Below are 17,386 nucleotides of genomic sequence, written 5' to 3'. Positions count from 1 at the left end.
GCGGCCTCCCGGAACTCAGGACTGCGACTGGTGGCTCGGCCCGACCCGGACGAGGGAGCGGAGCCGGGCCAAGGCCCCGTCGCGGCGCGGCGGAGCCAGGGGCGCACTCGCCGCTCCCGCACCTGACCGGAGCCCGGCGACCAGCTCGCCGACCGCGGACGCGGCGTCGTAGCGAGGTTGCCAGCCCAGCGCGGTCTCCGCCAGCGTCGTGTCGGCGAGCGCGGCCCGGTCGGCGAGCTCGAGCCAGCCCGGGTGCAGCGGCAGCGCGCCGGTCCACCACGCGGCCCGGGCCGCGACCTGCACCAACGGCTTCGGTACCGGCACGCGGACGCCGCCGACGATCGCGGCCAGCATGTCGGCGTCCAGCACCTCGGGCGCGGCGAGGTTGACCGCGCCGGTGAAGCGGGTGTCGAGGATGCGGCGGATCGCGCCGGCGACGTCGGAGGTGTGCACGGCCTGCGCGCGCAGGTCCGTCCACAGGGGAACCGGCAGCCCGCGGCCGCCGACGAGCCGGGCGGGCACCACGGGGTCGAGCAGCCAGCGCGCGAACTCGCCCGCCGCCCGCCGGTGCAGGACGGCGCACGGCCGCAGCCGCGCGACACCGACCTCCGGATGGCGCTCCTCGAACCGGTCGAGCAAGGTTTCCAGCGCGGCCTTGCCCCGGCTGTAGGCGCTGTGCGCGATCCCGGTGCACGGATGCGCTTCGGGCACCTTCTCCCGGCGCGGCGCGGGTCCGTAGGCGGCCACCGAAGACGCGACGACCAGGTGCGGCACGTCGGCGGCCGCGGCCGCGGACAGGACGTGCCGGGTCCCGTGGTCGTTCGTGCGCCACATCGGCGGGTCACCGCGCACCGGCGAGATCGCCCACGCCAGGTGGACGACGGCGTCGGCGCCCTCGAACAGCTCGGCCAGCTCGCGATCCGCCCCGGGCTCACCGATGTCGACGGCACGCCACCCGGCGGCGCGATAGGGCTCGGCCGTCGTGTCGGGCAGCCGCCGGGCGAGCCCGACGACGTCGTGGTGGCCGGGTTCGAGGGCGTCGAGCAGCGCTGTCCCGACGTTGCCGGTGGCTCCGGTGATCACAATCCGCACACCCGGTGCGTACCCCGTCACGCCCAGGTGAAACCAGACGAGGTCGCGCGGGATCCGCCGGTGCCGGTTGCGGCGGCGGTCAGGACGACGGCCAGTACGAAGTGGACAGTGCCAGCCGGATCCGTGCCCCGCCGGGAAAGCCCGCGCCACGGCGGTCAGCACGGTTCCGTCCGACACCGGGATCCGGACGTGGCCGGTCCCGGTGCTGGCGTACGGGTGAATTCCCTCCCGACGGCTACTTCGCGGGCTGCAGCAGGATCTTCTGGGCGCCGTCGAGCTTCTTCTGGAAGATCTCGTACGCCCTCGGCGCCTCGGACAGCGGCAGCTTGTGGGTGGCGAAGCCCTCGACGCCCAGCGGGTCGCCGTCGGCGGTCAGCACCGGCATGATGTCGTCGAGCCAGTGGCGGACGTTGGCCTGGCCCATCCTCAGCTGGACCTGCTTGTCGAACAGCTCCATCATCGGCATCGGGTCGACCATGCCGCCGTAGACGCCGGACAGCGAGATCGTGCCGCCGCGGCGGACGCTGTCGATGGCCGCGTACAGCACGCTCATGCGGTCGATGCCGGCCTTCTCGGTGATCTTCGCGCCGACGGCCTGCGGGAGCAGGTTGACGAGGTTGTGCGCGAACTTGCCGACCGGCGCGCCGTGGGCTTCCATGCCGACGGCGTCGATGACGGAGTCGGCGCCGCGGCCGTTCGTGAGCTGGCGGATGGCTTCGCCGATGTCCTTGTGGTCGCGGGTGTCGATGGCGAGGGCGCCGTGCTCGCGGGCCCGGGCGAGCCGCTCGGGCACGAGGTCGACGCCGATCACCTGGCCGGCGCCGCGGTGCCGGGCGATCCGGCAGCTCATCTGCCCGATCGGCCCGAGCCCGAAGACGACGACCGTGCCGTCCTTCGGGACGTTCGCGTACTCGACGGCCTGCCACGCCGTGGGCACGACGTCGGAGAGGTAGACGAACCGCTCGTCCGGCGGGCCCTCCGGGACCTTGATCGGGCCGTACTGCGCCTGCGGGACGCGCAGGTACTCGGCCTGGCCGCCGGGGACCTGGCCGTAGAGCTTGGTGTAGCCGAGCAGCGCGGCCCCCTTGCCCTGCTCCTTGACCTGGGTGGTCTCGCACTGCGACTGCAGACCGCGTTCGCACATCCAGCAATGGCCGCAGGAGATGTTGAAGGGGATCACGACGCGGTCGCCGGGCTTGATGCCGCTGACGGCGTCCCCGACTTCTTCGACGATGCCCATCGGCTCGTGGCCGAGGATGTCGCCTTCGGTCATGAACGCGCCCAGGACTTCGTAGAGGTGCAGGTCGGAGCCGCAGATCCCGGTCGAGGTGACGCGGATGACCGCGTCGGTGGACTCCTCGATCTTCGGGTCCGGCACCTCCTCGACGCGGACGTCGCGCTTGCCGTGCCAGGTGACTGCCTTCATGGCTCTCCCATTCCGCGTGCGGGTCTCGTCGGGCTCTCTCGGGCCCCGGTTTCCCGCGCGGGGAGCAGGCAAACGCGTCTCAGGTGAGCGCGTCGGCCACCAGGTACACCGCGGCCGCGACCGCCGCCGCGGCGGGGAACGTCAGCACCCAGCCCAGCACGATGTCCCGCGCGATCCCCCACCGCACCGCCGACAGCCGCCGGGTGGCACCCACCCCCATGATCGCCGCCGTGATCACGTGGGTCGTCGAGATCGGGGCCTTCACCGCGAACGCCGTCACGTACAACACCGACGACGCCACCGACTCCGCGACGAAACCGTGCGGCGGGTCCAGGGGGAACACCCGCCGGCCCAGGGTCCGCATGATCCGGAGCCCGCCCGAATAGGTACCCAGCGACAACGCCGCGGCGCACAGCAGCGTGGCCCACAACGGCACGTCGAACGTCTTCTGCTCGCCCGCCGCCACCAGCGCCAGGACGATCACGCCCATGCCCTTCTGCGCGTCCTGGAGACCGTGGCCGAGGGCGAGCGCCGACGCCGAGAGGATCTGGAACCGGCGGAACACCCGGCCGCTGCGGTGCGGGTTGGCGCGCCGCAGCAGCCACAGCGCCGCGACCATGGCGAAGTAGCCGAGCCCCAGCCCGAGCAGCGGCGACGCCACCATCGGGATCAGCACCTTCTCGCCGATCCCGGCCCAGTGCACGGTGCTCGCGGCGGCCAGCGCCGCGCCGACCATCCCACCGATCAGCGAGTGCGAAGACGACGACGGGAGCCCGAAGTACCAGGTGGTCAGGTTCCAGGTGATCGCCCCGGCGAGCGCGGCGAACACGACCGTGAGCGCGTCCGGGCCGGCCGGGACGTCGATGATGCCCTTGGCCACCGTCGCGGCGATGCCGGTCGACAGCAGCGCGCCCGCCAGGTTCATCACCGCCGCCAGCAGCAGCGCCGCGCGCAGGGTCAGCGCCCGGGTCGACACCGCGCTCGCGATCGCGTTCGCCGCGTCGTGGAACCCGTTGGTGTAGTCGAAGAAGAGCGTCAGGACGATCACGACGACCAGGGCGGCGGTGCCCGTCACTCAGGACTCCTTGACCGCGATGGTCTGCACCACGTCGGCGACGTGCTCGAACGCGTCGGCCGCCAGCTCGAACTGCTCGACGACCTCCTTGGTCTTCAGCACCTCGAGGGCGTCCCCGCCCGGCTCGAACAGGTGAGCCAGGATGCGCCGGTAGATCCGGTCGGCCTCGTTCTCCAGCTCGTTGATCTCGATCCAGTACGGCTCGAGGTCCCCCACCTTGGCCAGCCCGGGCATCGACGTCGCGGTCAGCTCGGCGCAGCGGGACAGCACCCGGACCAGCAAGTCGGTGCCCGGCGGGAAGGCCCCGAGGCGGTACAGCACGGCCAGGTCCGCCGCGGTGTCCATGAAGTCGAGCGCGTCGTCGATCTTCCCGGCCAGCGCCTGGATGTCCTCGCGGTCGAACGGCGTGACGAACGAGCTGTTCAGCTCCACCATGATCGTGTGCATCAGCTCGTCGCCGTGGTGCTCGACCTCGTGCAGGCGCTTCGCGAGGGGTTCCCGGTCGGCCGGTTCGGCGGCGACGAGATCGTGCAGCACCGCGGTGGCGGTGACCAGGTTTCTCGCCGCGTCGGTGAGCAGGTCGAAGAACCGGGTACCCCGTGGGGTGAACCGCATGAAGAGCCGTCCCTTCGTCGACGCGACCGCCACGAGCGGCGGTACCCCTTCCGGGGCACATTCAACAGGTGTCCGCCGGGAACCGCAGCGGTGATCCCTCGCGCGCGCTGCCGGGGGTGTTTGCGACCACCGGGGCCGGGTAGCCGCACCAGCGACTCGCCCGTGATTTCACGCCGGGCGCCGGCACGGATCCACGGAGGCAGTCATGACCCTGCGCGTCCTCGCGCTGACCTGCACGCTCAAGCCGTCGCCGTCGAAGTCGAGCAGCGACCTCATCGCGCGTCAGCTGCTCGACCTCTTCGCCGAGCACGGCGCCACGGGCGAGGTCGTCCGGGTCGTCGACCACGACGTGCGCCCCGGCGTGGAAGCCGACATGGGATCCGGCGACGAGTGGCCGGATATCCGGCGGAAGATCGCCGCCGCGGACATCCTGCTCGTCGCCACCCCGACCTGGGTCGGCCACATGTCGAGCGTCGCGCAGCGCGTCCTCGAGCGGTTGGACGCCGCTTTGGCCGAAACGGACGACGAAGGCCGGCCGGCGATGTTCGGCAAGGTCGCGGTCGCGGCGGTCGTCGGCAACGAGGACGGCGCCCACAAGATCATCGCCGACCTGTTCCAGGCCCTGAACGACGTCGGCTTCACGGTGCCCGCACAGGGCGGCACGTACTGGAACGGCGAAGCCATGCAGGGTGGCGACTACCAGGACCTCGACGAGACGCCGAAGGCCGTGGCCTCGGCGAACGCGACCCTGGTCCGCAACGCCGTGCACCTGGCGACCCTGCTCGGGGAGCGGCAGTACCCGGCGTCGTGACCGGTCAGCGGTCTTCCAGCTTTTCCACCAGCAGCCGCGCGGGGAGCGTCATCGTGCCCAGGCCCAGGCGGGCCGGCACCCCGTCCTCCTCCGCCGTCACCAGCCGCTCCTCCAGCTTCTCCAGCAGGGCGCGGCACTCCTCCAGATCGACCGGCGCCCCGGCCACGGCCACCGCCTGGACGGCGCCGGCCAGCAGGTGCACCAGGTCCGCCAGCGACTCCCGCGCGTCCGGCCAGGGGTACTCGAACGGGTGCTGCTCGCGCCGGACCGCGGTGGTGTGCACCGCGGTGATCAGCTGGGCCACCGAAGGCCACAACGCGATCAGCGTCCGAAGTGGACGCTCGTGGCGCGCGCCGGCCTTCGGGCGGCCGCGGCGGAGGTTGAGCAGCCGCCCTTCCCGCGTCAGGCCGGCCGCCTCTTCGGCCGCCAGCACCTGGCTTCGCGCGTCCTGGGCCTGGGACAGCAGGTCGTCGAGGTTCCCCGGCTCGTCGCGGCGGACCAGGTCGGAAAGCGACTCGAGGAGGTCCGCCAGGGCCGTGGCGAGCCGGTCGGCCGCCGTGGCCAGGCGTTCGCCGTAGAGCGGCGGGAAGATCAAGGTGTTCACCGCGACGCCGATGGCCGCGCCGATCGCCGTCTCCAGGAGGCGGTCACCCATCAGCGCCGGGTCCCGCGCCGTGCCATAGGAAACCAGCAGCATGCCGGTGACGCCGACCCAGACCCCCGAATCCCCGAAGCGCCGCCAGTTGCCCGCGAGCAGGCCCACGAACACGACGACGGCAAGCGCGACGGCCTGCGACGGAATCAGCTGACCGGCCACCGCGGCGAGCAGCACGCCGGTGGCCACCGAGCCGACCTGCTGGACCCACCCGCGCATCGACCGGTACACGGTCGCCTCCACGAGGAAGATCGCCGCGTACGGGGCGAGGAACGGCTGCGGCAGCTTCAGCACCAGCGTCGCCAGCAGCCACGCCCCGGTCGCCGCCAGCGTGGCCTTGGCCGCCTGGACGACGATCCGGCGTTCGCGGCCCGGCACCCGCAGCGCGCGGGCGAACCAGCCCAGCGGCGTCCGGTCGTGCCGTTCGGCCTCACCCGGCGCGAAGGCGGCGGCCAGGCCGCGCTTGACGTCGTCGCCCGCCTTCAGCCGCAAGGCGCGGGCGCGGTCACGCCGTCCGGTCATCCCCACCTCCTCGGTGTCGCTCCCTGTTACCCGCGCGCGCCCCGGCCGACACGCGGGGTCTCATGTCCACTTCGGACACTTCAGCTTCCACGTTTGGCCCCGTGAGGACGGGGTAGCCGCCGGGGGAACGTCCCCCTGAAGACCAGGGGCCCGCGTCCTGGCTGCAGGGACCGGCGCGGGTCCCGGCCGCGGGCCGGACGGCGGGCCCACCAGCTCCGCCGTCCGGCCTCTTCCCCTTCCCCGTTTGCCGGTCACGACGCCGGGTATCCGCCCCTGAACGCCGAAGGAGACTCCTCTATGACGTCCGCCGAGACCCGCTCGCGCAGCGGCGCGGCCTGGCTTCGCCCGGCCGTCGCGTCGCTCGGGCTGCTCTACCTCGCACTGGGGATCGCCGGGTTCCTGACGCCGGGAACGCCGGCACTCGGGATCTTCGGCGTGACGGCGCTGCTCAATCTCGTCCACGCCGCCGTCGGCGTGCTCGGGCTGCTCGCCGCGACGCGGCGCACCGGCTCGATCATCTACTGCTGGGTCGTCTTCACCGGCTTCGCCGGGATGACCGCTTACGGCGTCCTGGCGGCGGCCTTCGGCAACCCGGAGGACCCGATCGACATCAACTGGGCGGACAACGTGCTGCACGGTCTCACCGCGGTCGCCGGGCTGGTGCTCGGGATCGCCGGGGCCCGCGCCACCGCCCCCCACCCGACGAAGGGCACGAGCGCATGACGACCACGGATCCGGCGGCGACGGAACCCGCCGTCGTCGTGCACTACCGCCTGCGCGCGGAGTTCGCCGTCGGGTTTCCCCCGCTCCGCCGCGCGCTGGGTCACCGCAGCGGGCTGGAGCTCGACGCGGACGGCCTGCGCGTCCGGCTCGGACCGTGGTTCGTCTCGACCCCGCTGAGCAACGTCGCCGGCGCCGAAGCCAGTGGCCCGTACCACCCGCTTCGCGGTCTCGGCGTCCGATTGTCGCTCGCGGACCACGGCCTGACTTTCGGCACTACGACCGAAGGCGGGGTGTGCGTGCGGTTCCACGAGCCGGTGCCGGGCATCGACCCGTGGGGCCTGATCCGCCACCCGGGACTGACGGTCACGGTGGCCGAGCCCGACCTGGTCGCCGAGGCGATCAACCGGGCGGTGGAGCGGGCGTGAGCACCCTGGGAATCCTGGCCGTCGCGGTCGACTGCCGTCGGCCGGACCGGCTGGCCGAGTTCTGGGAAAAGGCGCTGGGGACGGGGAAGACGCGGACCTGGACCGACTCCCACGGGGTGACCTACCGGCAGCTGGACCTCGACGATGGGCCGGCCTTGCTGTTCCAGCCGGTACCCGAGGAGAAGGCCGGTAAGAACCGGCTGCACCTCGACCTGGCCCCGGCGGCCGGCGACCAGCGCGCCGAGGTGGCGCGGCTGGTGATGCTGGGCGCGAAGGTCCTCGACGATCCGCCCGACGACCCGTGGATCGTGCTCGCGGACCCGGAGGGCAACGAGTTCTGCGTCCTCCCGCCGCGCTGACTCAGGCTTGGCCCTCGGGCAGGCAGACGTCGTCGCCCGCATACGTGGCGAGCCGTTCGTCGAAGCCGTCCGGGGCCCCGGGTCTCCGGAAGTCCGGCGGATCCGGCTGCCCGGGGTAGCTGTCGCCGTAGAGCCCGCGCACGAACGCCACGACCGCCTTCGGGGCCGGCAGCACGTCTTCGCCGAGGTAGGCGAGCACGACGACGTCGTCGCCGGTCGCCGACTCCACCGCCGCGGCCCAGCCGTCGCGCTCGTCCCACAGCAGTGCCGTTTCGTGCTCCGGGAACCGCGCGAGCCGCTGCTCCAGCGCGAGGTACGCCGTGGCGGGCGCGTCCACCTCGCAGAACCAGGCGGGCGCGTCCAGCTCGGCCGCGATGGCCAGCAGGTACTGCCTCAGTCCGCGCGCCGCGGCCCCGAGTCCGTCCCGTTCGATCATCACGCGCCTGCCCATCTCGCTCGGTATCCCCGCCGGGTGGTACCCCACGGCCCATCCGGTCAACCCCGGCGTTCCCCCAGGTGGAGCAGCAGGTCAAGGACATCTTCGTCACTCGTCTGGCGGAAATCCGCGTACCACTGGCCGACGGCGCGAAAGTCCGGCGGTTCGGTGACGCAGACGACCTCGTCCGCTTCGGACCGCAACCCCGCGGCCGCGCCCGGGGCGCCGACCGGCGCCGCGAACACGACGGTCCGCGGGTTCCCGGCCCGCACGTCGCGCAGGGCCGCCGTCGCGGTGACGCCGGTCGCGAGCCCGTCGTCGACGAGGATGACGTCGCGACCGGCGACGGCGGCGGCGGGCCGCCCGGCCCGGTAGCGCCCGAGGCGGCGGCGCGCCTCCGCGCGTTCCCGGCGTTCCACCCGCGCCATCCGGGCCACGGTGAGCTCCAGCCCGCGCAGGATCGCTTCGTCGTAGATCGCGGGGCCGTCCGGGGTCACCGCGCCGACGCCGAACTCGCGCCGGCCGGGCGCCCCGATCTTGCGCGCCACCGCGACGTCGAGCTCGGCGCCGAGCCGTCGCGCGACCACGGCGGCCACCGGGACGCCACCGCGGGCGAGACCGAGCACGAGCGGGCCGGACCAGGTGCGACGGGCCAGCTCCGCGGCCAGCCGGCGGCCGCCGTCCTCGCGATCGGCGAAGACCCGCTGGCCGTCCATGCCGCTCCCTCCGCGTCGGCCACCAGGGTAAGCCCGCGCTTCCCGGCCGGACGTCGTCGAAATCCGCCATGGCGGGGAGTCGCCGCGGGAATTCCTGTCCGAAACCTGTCCGACAAAGGACTGGACCAATATTATTAGCTCCCGAAAATGGAAGCATCGCCCTTCGGCGCGGAAGGTGACAGATGAGCTTCCTGATCCCCCTGCTGACCGTGGTCTTGGCGGCTACCCCCGCTCCGGCCCCTTCCCCGGCCGCCGCTCCCCTGGCGGCGATCTGCGACAAGTACTGCGACGCCAGGGATCCCGCACTCTCCCCCGGCGACCGCGAAGGCGCGTCGGCGTCCATCAACGGCCGCCGGCTCTCCCTGCACCTCGACGACGGCGACGACATGGGCTGGGCCGCGATCACCGGCGGTGCGGCCGGCGACCACGTCTGGCTGGACCGCTCGTTCGACGCCGGGCGCACGTGGGCGTCGGGCAGCAAGCTCGGCGACACCGCGACGCCGTCGGGTTCGACCGGCTGGCGGACGCTGATGTACAACGCCGACGACTGGAACAACCGCGGTGTCGGCCTGCTGCGCGCCTGCGGGCAGCCCGCGGGTTCGGGGAGCATCGCCTGCACCGGCTGGGCGCGCCCGACGTGGAACGCCTGGGACCGGCGCACCGCGGCCGCGACGGCGCTGATGGAGCGCTACAACCAGGGCTCCGGCCTCTTCGACACGACCGGCTGGTGGAACTCGGCCAACGCGCTGACCGCGATCATCGACAACGCCCGCATCAGCGGCATGGGCAGCTACCGCTACGCGATCGACACGACGTACACGAAGAACCTCGGCGCCCAGGGAGGCCAGTTCCGCAACGACTACCTCGACGACACCGGCTGGTGGGGCCTGGCGTGGGTGGACGCGTACGACCTGACCGGCGACAGCAAGTACCTGAACACCGCGCGCGCCGACGCGGACCACATGTTCGCCTACTGGGACGGCATCTGCGGCGGTGGGGTCTGGTGGAGCACGAGCCGCACCTACAAGAACGCGATCCCGAACTCGCTGTACATCCAGCTGAACGCGGCCCTGCACAACCGGATCCCGGGCGACACGGCGTACCTGGCGCGAGCGCGCGCGGGCTGGAGCTGGTTCGCCGGCAGCGGCATGATCAACGGCTCGAACCTGGTCAACGACGGCTTGACCTCGTCGTGCGCGAACAACGGCCAGGCGGTCTGGTCCTACAACCAGGGCGTGCCGCTGGCGGCGCTGACCGAACTGAACCGCGCGACGGGTGACGCGAGCCTGCTGACGAAGGCCCGCGCGATGGCGAACGCGTCGACCACGAACGGCTCCCTGAACCCCGGCGGCATCCTCCGCGACCCGGGCGAGTCGGCCGGCGGCGGTGGCGCGGACGGGCCGACGTTCAAGGGCGTGTACGCCCGGGACCTGGCGACGCTCAACTCGGCGCTCTCGGACCACCCGTACACGGCTTACCTGCAGCGCCAGGCGAACTCGGCGTACGCGAACGACCGGAACAGCGCGGACGCGTACGGCCTGCTGTGGGCCGGCCCGTTCGACCAGGCCGACGCCGCCCGCCAGCAGACCGCACTGGACCTGATGAACGCGGCCCCCTGACCGGGTCGTGAGTGAGAAACAGGGTCAGAACACTGTTTCTCACTCACGACCTCTCAGAGGGTCTTCTCCAGGCGGCTCGCCAGGAGCTTGATGAACCGGGCCGGGTCGCCCAGCTCGCCGCCCTCGGCCAGCAGCGCCATGCCGTACAGCAGCTCCGCCGTCTCCGTCAGCCCGGCGTCCTCCGGCCGCGCCGCGTGTGCCTCGCGCAGGCCGGTGACCAGGCCGTGCTCGGGGTTCAGCTCCAGGATCCGCTTGATCGGCGGCAGCTCCTGCCCCATCGCGCGGTACATCTTCTCGAGCGTCGGCGACAGGTCGTGCGTGTCCCCGACGATGCACGCCGGCGACGTCGTCAGCCGCGACGAGAGCCGGACCTCCTTGACGTCGTCACCCAGCGCCGTGCCCATCCACGACAGCAGGCCCTCGAAGTCCTTGTTCTGCTGCTCGCGGGCGACCTCGGTGGCCTTCTTGTCCTCGTCCGACTCGAGGTCGACCTGGCCCTTGGCGATCGACTGGAACTGCTTGCCGTCGAAGCCCGGCACCGCGTCGACCCACATCTCGTCGATCGGGTCGGTCAGCACCAGCACCTCGTAGCCCTTGGCCCGGAACGCCTCCATGTGCGGCGAGTTCTCGATCGCGGACCGCGACTCGCCGGTCATGAAGTAGATGTGCTCCTGGCCGTCCTTCATCCGCTCGACGTACTCGCGCAGCGAAGTCGGCTTCTCCGCGTCGTGCGTCGAAGCGAACGACGAGATCTCGAGGATGGCCTCGCGGTTCTCGAAGTCGTCGAGCAGGCCCTCCTTGACCGCCCGCCCGAACTCCCGCCAGAACGTCGCGTACTTCTCGGCGTCGGCGGTCATCATCGTCTTGACCGTCGAGAGGACCTTCTTCACCAGGCGACGGCGGATCAGCTGGATCTGCCGGTCCTGCTGCAGGATCTCGCGCGAGACGTTCAGCGAGAGGTCCTGCGCGTCGACGACGCCCTTGACGAACCGCAGGTACTCGGGGACGAGCGACTCACAGTCGTCCATGATGAAGACGCGCTTCACGTACAGCTGCACGCCGCGCTTGCGCTCCCGCAGGAACAGGTCCATCGGCGCGTGCGAGGGCAGGAACAGCAGCGCCTGGTACTCGAACGTGCCCTCGGCCTGCAGCCGGATGGTCTCCAGCGGGTCCTGCCAGTCGTGGCTGACGTGCTTGTAGAACTCGTGGTACTCGGCCTCGGTGACCTCGCTCGACGAGCGTGCCCACAGCGCCTTCATCGAGTTGACGGTCTCGGTCTTCGGCTCCTCGCCCTCGGCGGCCTCGCCCGCCATGCGGATCGGCCAGGTGATGAAGTCGGAGTACTTCTTGACGATCTCCCGGATCTTCGCCGGGGACGTGTAGTCGTAGAGGTGGTCCTCGGCGTCCTCGGGCTTGAGGTGCAGGGTGACCGTGGTGCCCTGGGGCGCGTCTTCGACGGGTTCGATCGTGTACGTGCCTTCGCCGGTCGACTCCCAGCGGACGCCTTCGGTGGTGCCCGCCTTGCGCGTCACCAGGGTGACCTTGTCCGCGACCATGAAGCTCGCGTAGAACCCGACACCGAACTGGCCGATCAGGTCCTGCGACGCCGCCGAGTCCTTGGCTTCCTTGAGCTTGGTCAGGAAGTCCGCGGTGCCGGACTTGGCGATCGTGCCGATGAGCGCGACGACCTCGTCGCGCGTCATGCCGATGCCGTTGTCGCGCACCGTCAGGGTCCGCTCGGCCGCGTCCGTCTCGAGCGCGATGTGCAGGTCGGACGTGTCCGCGCCGAGGTCCTTGTCGCGGTACGACTCCAGCCGCAGCTTGTCGAGGGCGTCGGAGGCGTTGGACACGAGCTCCCGCAGGAACGTGTCCTTGTTCGAGTAGATCGAATGGATCATCAGCTGGAGCAGCTGACGCGCTTCCGACTGGAACTCCAGCGTTTCGATCGGGGTGGTCACTTCCGGTCCTTTCGGGTGCGACGGCCGAGGTGGGGCGATCCTACCGAGGCGGTCCGACATTCCCCGTGCTCACCCGGTCGCGCACTTTATGAACGCAATGTAGGTGGGCCCCGGCTCCCGGGGTGATGCTGGCCACGCCCCGCTGCCGATCAAGGAGGATCGAGTGCCCGGACCCCTGCCCCGGTGGGCGGCCGCGTTCGCCGCGGCCTGCGCCCTGACCACCGCCTTCGCCGCTCCCGCCGCCGCGTCGGCCGTCGTCGACCACCCCGTCCGCACCACCGGCTGCGGCCGCGCCGCGCCGGTGCCGTCCGGGGTGACGACCACCCGGCACGTCGTCTCCGGCGGGCTCGACCGCGAGTACACCGTGCACCTGCCGGCGCACTACAACCCGCGCCGGGCGTACCCGCTGGTCCTGTCGTTCCACGGGCACAAGCGCACGTCGCAGTACCAGGAGGAATTGTCCGGTTTCTCGACGCTCGACGCGATCTCGGTCTACCCGCAGGGCCTGATCGGCACCGACGGCGAGTCGGCCTGGACCGGCGCGCCCTACTCGGCCGCCGCCGACGACGTCCTGTTCACCAGCGACCTGCTGAACTCGCTGCAGCGCGAGCTGTGCGTCGACAACGACCGGATCTTCGCGGCCGGGAAGTCCAACGGCGGCGGGTTCGTCGGCGTGCTGGCGTGCCGGCTGCCCGGCCGGATCGCGGCGTTCGCCCCGGTGTCGGGAGCGTTCTACCCGCAGGGCGGCGCCTGCTCGCCGAGCCGCCCGGCGCCGATCCTCGACTTCCACGGCACCGCCGACACGACCATCCCCTACACCGGCAACCCGGCGAAGGGCCTGCCCGCCATCCCCGACTGGCTGACGGCATGGTCCACAAGGGACGGTTGCTTCCCGAAGCCCGTGTCGTGGACTCCGGTCAAGGGTGTCGTCGCGCAGAAGTGGCTCGGCTGCGACCGGCGGAGCACGCTCGAGCACTACCGCGTCGAAGGTGCCGGGCACGTCTGGCCGAGCACTCAGCCGAACAACGACTCGGCCACGCCGACGGTGATCGACGCGACGCCGGTCATCTGGCGCTTCTTCCGCACGCATCCACTGCGGTGAAACACGATTGACGCACCTCTTTCCTCTCGGCGACGATTTCGCCGAGAGGAAAGAGGTGTGTTGTGAAGGTACTCGTCCTGAACGCCGGTTATGAGCCGCTGCAGACGGTCTCGGTGCCGCACGCGATCCGCATGCTGGTGCGGCACGTCGCCGAGATCCACGAGGCCGAGGACGGTCTCGCCTACGGGCTGTTCCCGCGCCCGAAGATCGTGCGGTTGCTGAGGTACGTCGTCATGAAGTGGCGATATACGCAGCCGCCCCGCTGGTCCCGCCGCGGGGTGCTGACCCGCGACGGCCACCGCTGCGCGTACTGCGGCCGCCGCGCCACGACGATCGACCACGTGACGCCGCTCAGCCGCGGCGGCGCGCGGACGTCGTGGCTGAACACGGTCGCGGCGTGCGGCGGCGCGTCCCGCAGCTGCAACGCGCGCAAGGCGGACAAGCTGCCGTCGGAGGCGGGGATGACGCTGCGGTTCGAGCCGTACGTGCCGACGTGGGACCAGCTGCACGCACCCGGCGCCTGAGGACGCGGCCCGTTCACCCGGGTGGCGGTGGGCGGGCCGCGATGCCCGGCGTTCGTCGGCGCCGCGAAGCGCGGGTCGTTAAGCTCGAACCGATCGTCCCCCGCATCCGTGTGTTCCGGGGAAGGCCGGGAGGTCGTCGTGATCGACGCAGGACCGCTGATCGCCGGGCGCTACCGGCTGACCGAACGGGTCGGCCAGGGCGCCATGGGCGTCGTCTGGCGTGCCCGCGACGAGCGGCTCGACCGCGTCGTCGCCGTCAAGCAGCTGGGCTACGACCCGGCGATCGGGCAGGCCGCCGGCGAGGAGGCCGCCCTGCGTGCGCTGCGGGAGGCCCGGCTGACCGCGCGGCTGCGGCACCCGCACGCCATCACCGTGCACGACGTCGTCGAAGAAGGCGGCGAGCCCTACCTGGTCATGGAGTACCTGCCGTCGCGGAGCCTCGCCGACGTCCTCCTCGACCGGGAGCGCCTGCCCGCCGACGAGGTCGCGCGCATCGGCGTGCAGGTCGCGTCCGCGCTGGCCGCCGCGCACGCCGAAGGCATCGTGCACCGGGACGTCACGCCGGCCAACATCCTGCTCGCCGACGGCGGCGTCGCCAAGATCGCCGACTTCGGCATCTCCCGCGCCACCGGCGAAGGCACCGTCACCGGGGGCGGGTTCATCGCGGGCACGCCCGCCTACCTCTCCCCCGAGGTCGCCGGCGGCGGCGAAGCGGGCTTCCCGTCCGACGTCTTCTCGCTCGGCGCGACGCTCTACCGCGCGCTGGAGGGCATGCCGCCCTTCGGCAACGAAGACAACCCGATCGTCCTCCTGCTGCGGGTCGCCCGGGAGGAGCCGATCCCGCCGCGCCACAGCGGGCCGCTCGCCGAGGCGCTGAGCCGGCTCCTGCACCGCGACCCCGCGCAGCGCCCGGCGATGGCGGAGGTCCAGGAGCTGTTCGAAGCGGTCACCGGCGGGCATCCGCTGCCGCCGCCGCGGCCCCGCCCGCGCACCGGGACCCGCATGCTGCGCCTCCCCCGCCCACGCCGCCGGGCGGTGCTGGCGTCCGCGGGCGGAGCCGTCCTGCTGGCCCTGGGCGTGGTGATCGGGACGGCGCTCGTGCCCGACGGCAGCACCCCGGTCGCCGCGCCGCTCTCGTCCGCGCCCCCGGTCACCACGCCGCCGACCACCACCGCACCCCCCGCCGACCTGGGCTGCGCGGCCAGCTACGCGGTGACGACGTCCTGGCCGGGCGGCTACCAGGTCCAGGTGACGGTCCGCAACGACCACGGCACCGGCCTGCGCGGCTGGAGCGTCCGCTGGTCCCTCCCCGACGGGCACCACATCACGGGCCTGTGGAACGGCACCTTCACCGTCGACGGCAAGACGGTGACAGTCGACAACGCGGACTGGAACGCGAAACTCGACGCGGGCGGCTCGACGACGTTCGGCTTCAACGCGGTGACCGGCAACGGCGACGCCACCGGACGACCACAGCTCACCTGCCGGACGGTGTGACCGCGCTCAGTGCACGCGGTCGAAGGGAAGCCGCAGGACCTGGCCCGCGGGAACCGGTGCGTTCCGCAGCCGGATCGCGTCCAGCTCCGGTGACGTCAGCGCCCGGCGGTAGAAGCGGACTTCGTCGAACGCACCGTTCCAGCGGAACTGGTTGTCCAGCCGCTGACCCAGCTGCAGCTGGAACGACACCGTCCGGCTCACCGAACCGGAAGCGGCGGGACCGGAAGCGACCTGGACGCCGTCCACCCACAGCAGCAGCTTCCCGCTCGCGCGCTCCAGGGCCACGTGGTGCCAGGTCTGGTCGTCGTACGCCTGTGCCGACGAGATCGACGCGCTTCCGGCCGCCGTCGTCATCATCGCGATCAGGCGGTGGTTGGCCGGCTCGCCGCGCAGCCACAGCTGCGGCGCGGTCGTGCCCATCCCGCCCAGCCAGAACAGGACCTGGTTACCCTTCGTGGCGCCGTACCGGAACCAGCCCGTCCACGTGAGGTCACCCTCGCCGGGTGGCTGCGCCGGGTCGTACGGGACGCGGACGTAGTCGTCGACACCGTCCAACGTCAACGCTCCGCCGAAGCGTCCCGCAGCGACAGAAGCGCCGCCGAGGACCCGGGCGTCGGCGTGCCGCGAAACGTCCGGTGTGGACGGTCCGGCCGAGTTCTTCCAGCCCAGGTAGGACTCGTCGAACCGCGCGAAGCGGATCTCGTCGCGCGCGTCGACCGCGCCGCCCTCGTACAGGAGCCCGATCTCCGGGCCGCCGATCTGCACCAGATCCGAGTAGCCGGACCAGTCCGTCGTGATCCGCGTGCCCTGCTCGGCGTTCTCCCACGTCCGGCCGCCGTCGTACGACGAGCGGATCATCATCCACCGCCGCCGGTCGGTGTCCGAGGGCGACGAGAACAGGAGGCGGTTGCCGACGCGCAGCACCGCGCCCTGCACCATCGGCGTCACGAGGTCGGGGATGGTGGTGAAGGACCTCGTGAACGTCTCGCCGCCGTCGCGGCTGACGGCGTAGTCGCGGTTGCCGATGTCCGTGCCACCCTGCTCGCGGCCGCCGGCGTAGATCGACCCGTCGGCCAGCTCGGCCACGGTCACCTCGGACGGCTTCTGCGTGTACGTCCCGCCGACCGGGTGCGGGTACGAGTTCACGGCGCCGACGTGCCAGGTGCGGCCGCCGTCGTCGCTGTAGACGAGCCCGGCGTGGTTTTCGACGGAGTTCGTGCCGTCGCTGGTTTCCGCGTTGACGCCGAACACGAGCCGTCCCGCGTGGCGGCCGTGCGTCAGCTGGATCCCGTGCACCGGCCCGGACGCGTACCACGAGTCCCAGTTCGGCAGCTTCGCCTGCGCGCTGATGTCGACCGGCGCCGACCAGGTCAGGCCGTCGTCGTCGCTGTACTGCGAGTGCGGGGTGCGCGGGCAGGGGACGTCGCAGCCCTTGTCGTCGGTGCGGCCCTGGTTGTACGTCGTGATCAGCACGATCCGGCCGGTGCGGCTGTCCACGATGGGCACCGGGTTGCCGTGGGTGTCCCCGCCACCGCGGTTGACGACCTGCAGCGGCGACCACGTCCGGCCGCCGTCGGTCGACCGCTTGAGCACGAGGTCGATGTCGCCGGTGTCGCCGCAGTTGTCGATGCGGCCTTCGGCGAACGCCAGCAGCGTGCCGTGGGTGGACTTCACGATCGCCGGGATCCGGAAGCAGCTGTACCCGGGATCCTGCGACGCCTTGAACAGCACCTGCTGGTCGAACTGCGGCGCGGCCTGCGCCGGGCTCACGGCGAGCAGCGTGCTCGCCACCAGGGCCACCAGCGCGGCCCATCTCCCCAGTGTTCTCATT

At 71.9% G+C, this 17,386-nt stretch carries 17 protein-coding genes; 8 read left to right on the top strand and 9 right to left on the bottom strand.

The window, feature by feature from the left end; genetic code table 11:
• Positions 1–15: 15 nt before the first annotated feature.
• From AA23TX_RS17840 to AA23TX_RS17825, 4 genes are all read right to left on the bottom strand, one after another.
• On the bottom strand, positions 16–1,092 hold the full coding sequence (locus AA23TX_RS17840; RefSeq protein ID WP_155543626.1) for an NAD-dependent epimerase/dehydratase family protein: 1,077 nt from the start codon (positions 1,090–1,092) through the stop codon (positions 16–18).
• A 235-nt stretch (positions 1,093–1,327) separates the two neighbouring features.
• On the bottom strand, positions 1,328–2,518 hold the full coding sequence (locus tag AA23TX_RS17835) for a zinc-dependent alcohol dehydrogenase (RefSeq protein ID WP_155543625.1): 1,191 nt from the start codon (positions 2,516–2,518) through the stop codon (positions 1,328–1,330).
• Positions 2,519–2,597: 79 nt separating this feature from the next.
• Positions 2,598–3,593, bottom strand: a complete 996-nt coding sequence (locus AA23TX_RS17830; RefSeq protein WP_155543624.1) for an inorganic phosphate transporter — start codon at positions 3,591–3,593, stop codon at positions 2,598–2,600.
• Positions 3,594–4,208 carry a DUF47 domain-containing protein gene (locus AA23TX_RS17825; protein WP_155543623.1) on the bottom strand — a complete coding sequence of 205 codons (615 nt, stop codon included), beginning with the start codon at positions 4,206–4,208 and terminating at the stop codon, positions 3,594–3,596.
• A gap of 205 nt (positions 4,209–4,413) precedes the next feature.
• On the opposite strand from AA23TX_RS17825, the gene AA23TX_RS17820 reads away from it, so the two are divergent.
• Positions 4,414–5,019 (top strand): flavodoxin family protein, encoded by a 606-nt coding sequence (locus AA23TX_RS17820; protein WP_155543622.1) that lies wholly within the window; start codon positions 4,414–4,416, stop codon positions 5,017–5,019.
• A 4-nt stretch (positions 5,020–5,023) separates the two neighbouring features.
• Here AA23TX_RS17820 and AA23TX_RS17815 read toward each other — a convergent pair whose 3' ends face one another.
• Positions 5,024–6,196, bottom strand: a complete 1,173-nt coding sequence (locus tag AA23TX_RS17815; RefSeq protein WP_155543621.1) for an FUSC family protein — start codon at positions 6,194–6,196, stop codon at positions 5,024–5,026.
• A 297-nt stretch (positions 6,197–6,493) separates the two neighbouring features.
• Here AA23TX_RS17815 and AA23TX_RS17810 point away from each other — a divergent pair, with 297 nt between their 5' ends.
• From AA23TX_RS17810 to AA23TX_RS17800, 3 genes are read left to right on the top strand one after another with little or no spacing between them, the layout of a single operon-like run.
• Complete coding sequence (locus tag AA23TX_RS17810; protein ID WP_155543620.1) at positions 6,494–6,919, top strand: DUF4383 domain-containing protein; 426 nt, start codon at positions 6,494–6,496, stop codon at positions 6,917–6,919.
• The gene (locus AA23TX_RS17805; protein ID WP_155543619.1) at positions 6,916–7,344 is read left to right on the top strand and encodes a hypothetical protein; all 429 of its coding nucleotides are present in this window, start codon (positions 6,916–6,918) and stop codon (positions 7,342–7,344) included. Before AA23TX_RS17810 ends, AA23TX_RS17805 begins: the two co-directional genes overlap by 4 nt.
• Positions 7,341–7,703, top strand: a complete 363-nt coding sequence (locus AA23TX_RS17800) for a VOC family protein (RefSeq protein WP_155543618.1) — start codon at positions 7,341–7,343, stop codon at positions 7,701–7,703. Before AA23TX_RS17805 ends, AA23TX_RS17800 begins: the two co-directional genes overlap by 4 nt.
• A 1-nt stretch (position 7,704) precedes the next feature.
• Here AA23TX_RS17800 and AA23TX_RS17795 read toward each other — a convergent pair whose 3' ends face one another.
• The gene (locus tag AA23TX_RS17795) at positions 7,705–8,139 is read right to left on the bottom strand and encodes a DUF6292 family protein (protein WP_155543617.1); all 435 of its coding nucleotides are present in this window, start codon (positions 8,137–8,139) and stop codon (positions 7,705–7,707) included.
• A 59-nt stretch (positions 8,140–8,198) separates the two neighbouring features.
• Positions 8,199–8,855, bottom strand: coding sequence for a phosphoribosyltransferase (locus AA23TX_RS17790; RefSeq protein WP_155543616.1), 657 nt, complete (start codon positions 8,853–8,855; stop codon positions 8,199–8,201).
• A 182-nt stretch (positions 8,856–9,037) separates the two neighbouring features.
• Here AA23TX_RS17790 and AA23TX_RS17785 point away from each other — a divergent pair, with 182 nt between their 5' ends.
• Entirely contained in the window at positions 9,038–10,474 is a 1,437-nt protein-coding gene (locus tag AA23TX_RS17785) for a glycoside hydrolase family 76 protein (RefSeq protein ID WP_155543615.1), read from the top strand.
• A gap of 53 nt (positions 10,475–10,527) precedes the next feature.
• On the opposite strand, the gene htpG is transcribed toward AA23TX_RS17785, so the two are convergent.
• Positions 10,528–12,432, bottom strand: a complete 1,905-nt coding sequence (gene htpG, locus AA23TX_RS17780; protein ID WP_196425366.1) for a molecular chaperone HtpG — start codon at positions 12,430–12,432, stop codon at positions 10,528–10,530.
• 163 nt (positions 12,433–12,595) lie between these two features.
• On the opposite strand from htpG, the gene AA23TX_RS17775 reads away from it, so the two are divergent.
• The 3 genes from AA23TX_RS17775 to AA23TX_RS17765 all read left to right on the top strand — a co-directional run bounded on the left by AA23TX_RS17775 (position 12,596) and on the right by AA23TX_RS17765 (position 15,555).
• Positions 12,596–13,534: a CE1 family esterase gene (locus tag AA23TX_RS17775; protein ID WP_155543613.1), complete on the top strand. Its 939-nt coding sequence runs from the start codon at positions 12,596–12,598 to the stop codon at positions 13,532–13,534.
• A 62-nt stretch (positions 13,535–13,596) separates the two neighbouring features.
• On the top strand, positions 13,597–14,058 hold the full coding sequence (locus tag AA23TX_RS17770; protein WP_155543612.1) for an HNH endonuclease: 462 nt from the start codon (positions 13,597–13,599) through the stop codon (positions 14,056–14,058).
• Between the two features lie 138 nt (positions 14,059–14,196).
• Positions 14,197–15,555 (top strand): protein kinase domain-containing protein, encoded by a 1,359-nt coding sequence (locus AA23TX_RS17765; protein WP_155543611.1) that lies wholly within the window; start codon positions 14,197–14,199, stop codon positions 15,553–15,555.
• Between the two features lie 6 nt (positions 15,556–15,561).
• On the opposite strand, the gene AA23TX_RS17760 is transcribed toward AA23TX_RS17765, so the two are convergent.
• Positions 15,562–17,385: a sialidase family protein gene (locus AA23TX_RS17760; RefSeq protein WP_155543610.1), complete on the bottom strand. Its 1,824-nt coding sequence runs from the start codon at positions 17,383–17,385 to the stop codon at positions 15,562–15,564.
• Position 17,386 lies beyond the last annotated feature (1 nt).

The organism is Amycolatopsis camponoti (genome assembly GCF_902497555.1).
Taxonomy (GTDB): domain Bacteria; phylum Actinomycetota; class Actinomycetes; order Mycobacteriales; family Pseudonocardiaceae; genus Amycolatopsis; species Amycolatopsis camponoti.
Note: the sequence above shows the minus strand (reverse complement) of the source record. Positions and strands in the feature narration are given on the sequence as shown.

Coding starts and splice junctions, on each gene's coding strand:
- AA23TX_RS17790 (WP_155543616.1), bottom strand. CDS start 8,855: ATGGACGGCCAGCGGGTCTTCGCCGATCGCGAGGACGGCGGCCGCCGG.
- AA23TX_RS17795 (WP_155543617.1), bottom strand. CDS start 8,139: ATGATCGAACGGGACGGACTCGGGGCCGCGGCGCGCGGACTGAGGCAG.
- AA23TX_RS17820 (WP_155543622.1), top strand. CDS start 4,414: ATGACCCTGCGCGTCCTCGCGCTGACCTGCACGCTCAAGCCGTCGCCG.
- AA23TX_RS17815 (WP_155543621.1), bottom strand. CDS start 6,196: ATGACCGGACGGCGTGACCGCGCCCGCGCCTTGCGGCTGAAGGCGGGC.
- AA23TX_RS17760 (WP_155543610.1), bottom strand. CDS start 17,385: ATGAGAACACTGGGGAGATGGGCCGCGCTGGTGGCCCTGGTGGCGAGC.
- AA23TX_RS17835 (WP_155543625.1), bottom strand. CDS start 2,518: ATGAAGGCAGTCACCTGGCACGGCAAGCGCGACGTCCGCGTCGAGGAG.
- AA23TX_RS17825 (WP_155543623.1), bottom strand. CDS start 4,208: ATGCGGTTCACCCCACGGGGTACCCGGTTCTTCGACCTGCTCACCGAC.
- AA23TX_RS17810 (WP_155543620.1), top strand. CDS start 6,494: ATGACGTCCGCCGAGACCCGCTCGCGCAGCGGCGCGGCCTGGCTTCGC.
- AA23TX_RS17785 (WP_155543615.1), top strand. CDS start 9,038: ATGAGCTTCCTGATCCCCCTGCTGACCGTGGTCTTGGCGGCTACCCCC.
- AA23TX_RS17805 (WP_155543619.1), top strand. CDS start 6,916: ATGACGACCACGGATCCGGCGGCGACGGAACCCGCCGTCGTCGTGCAC.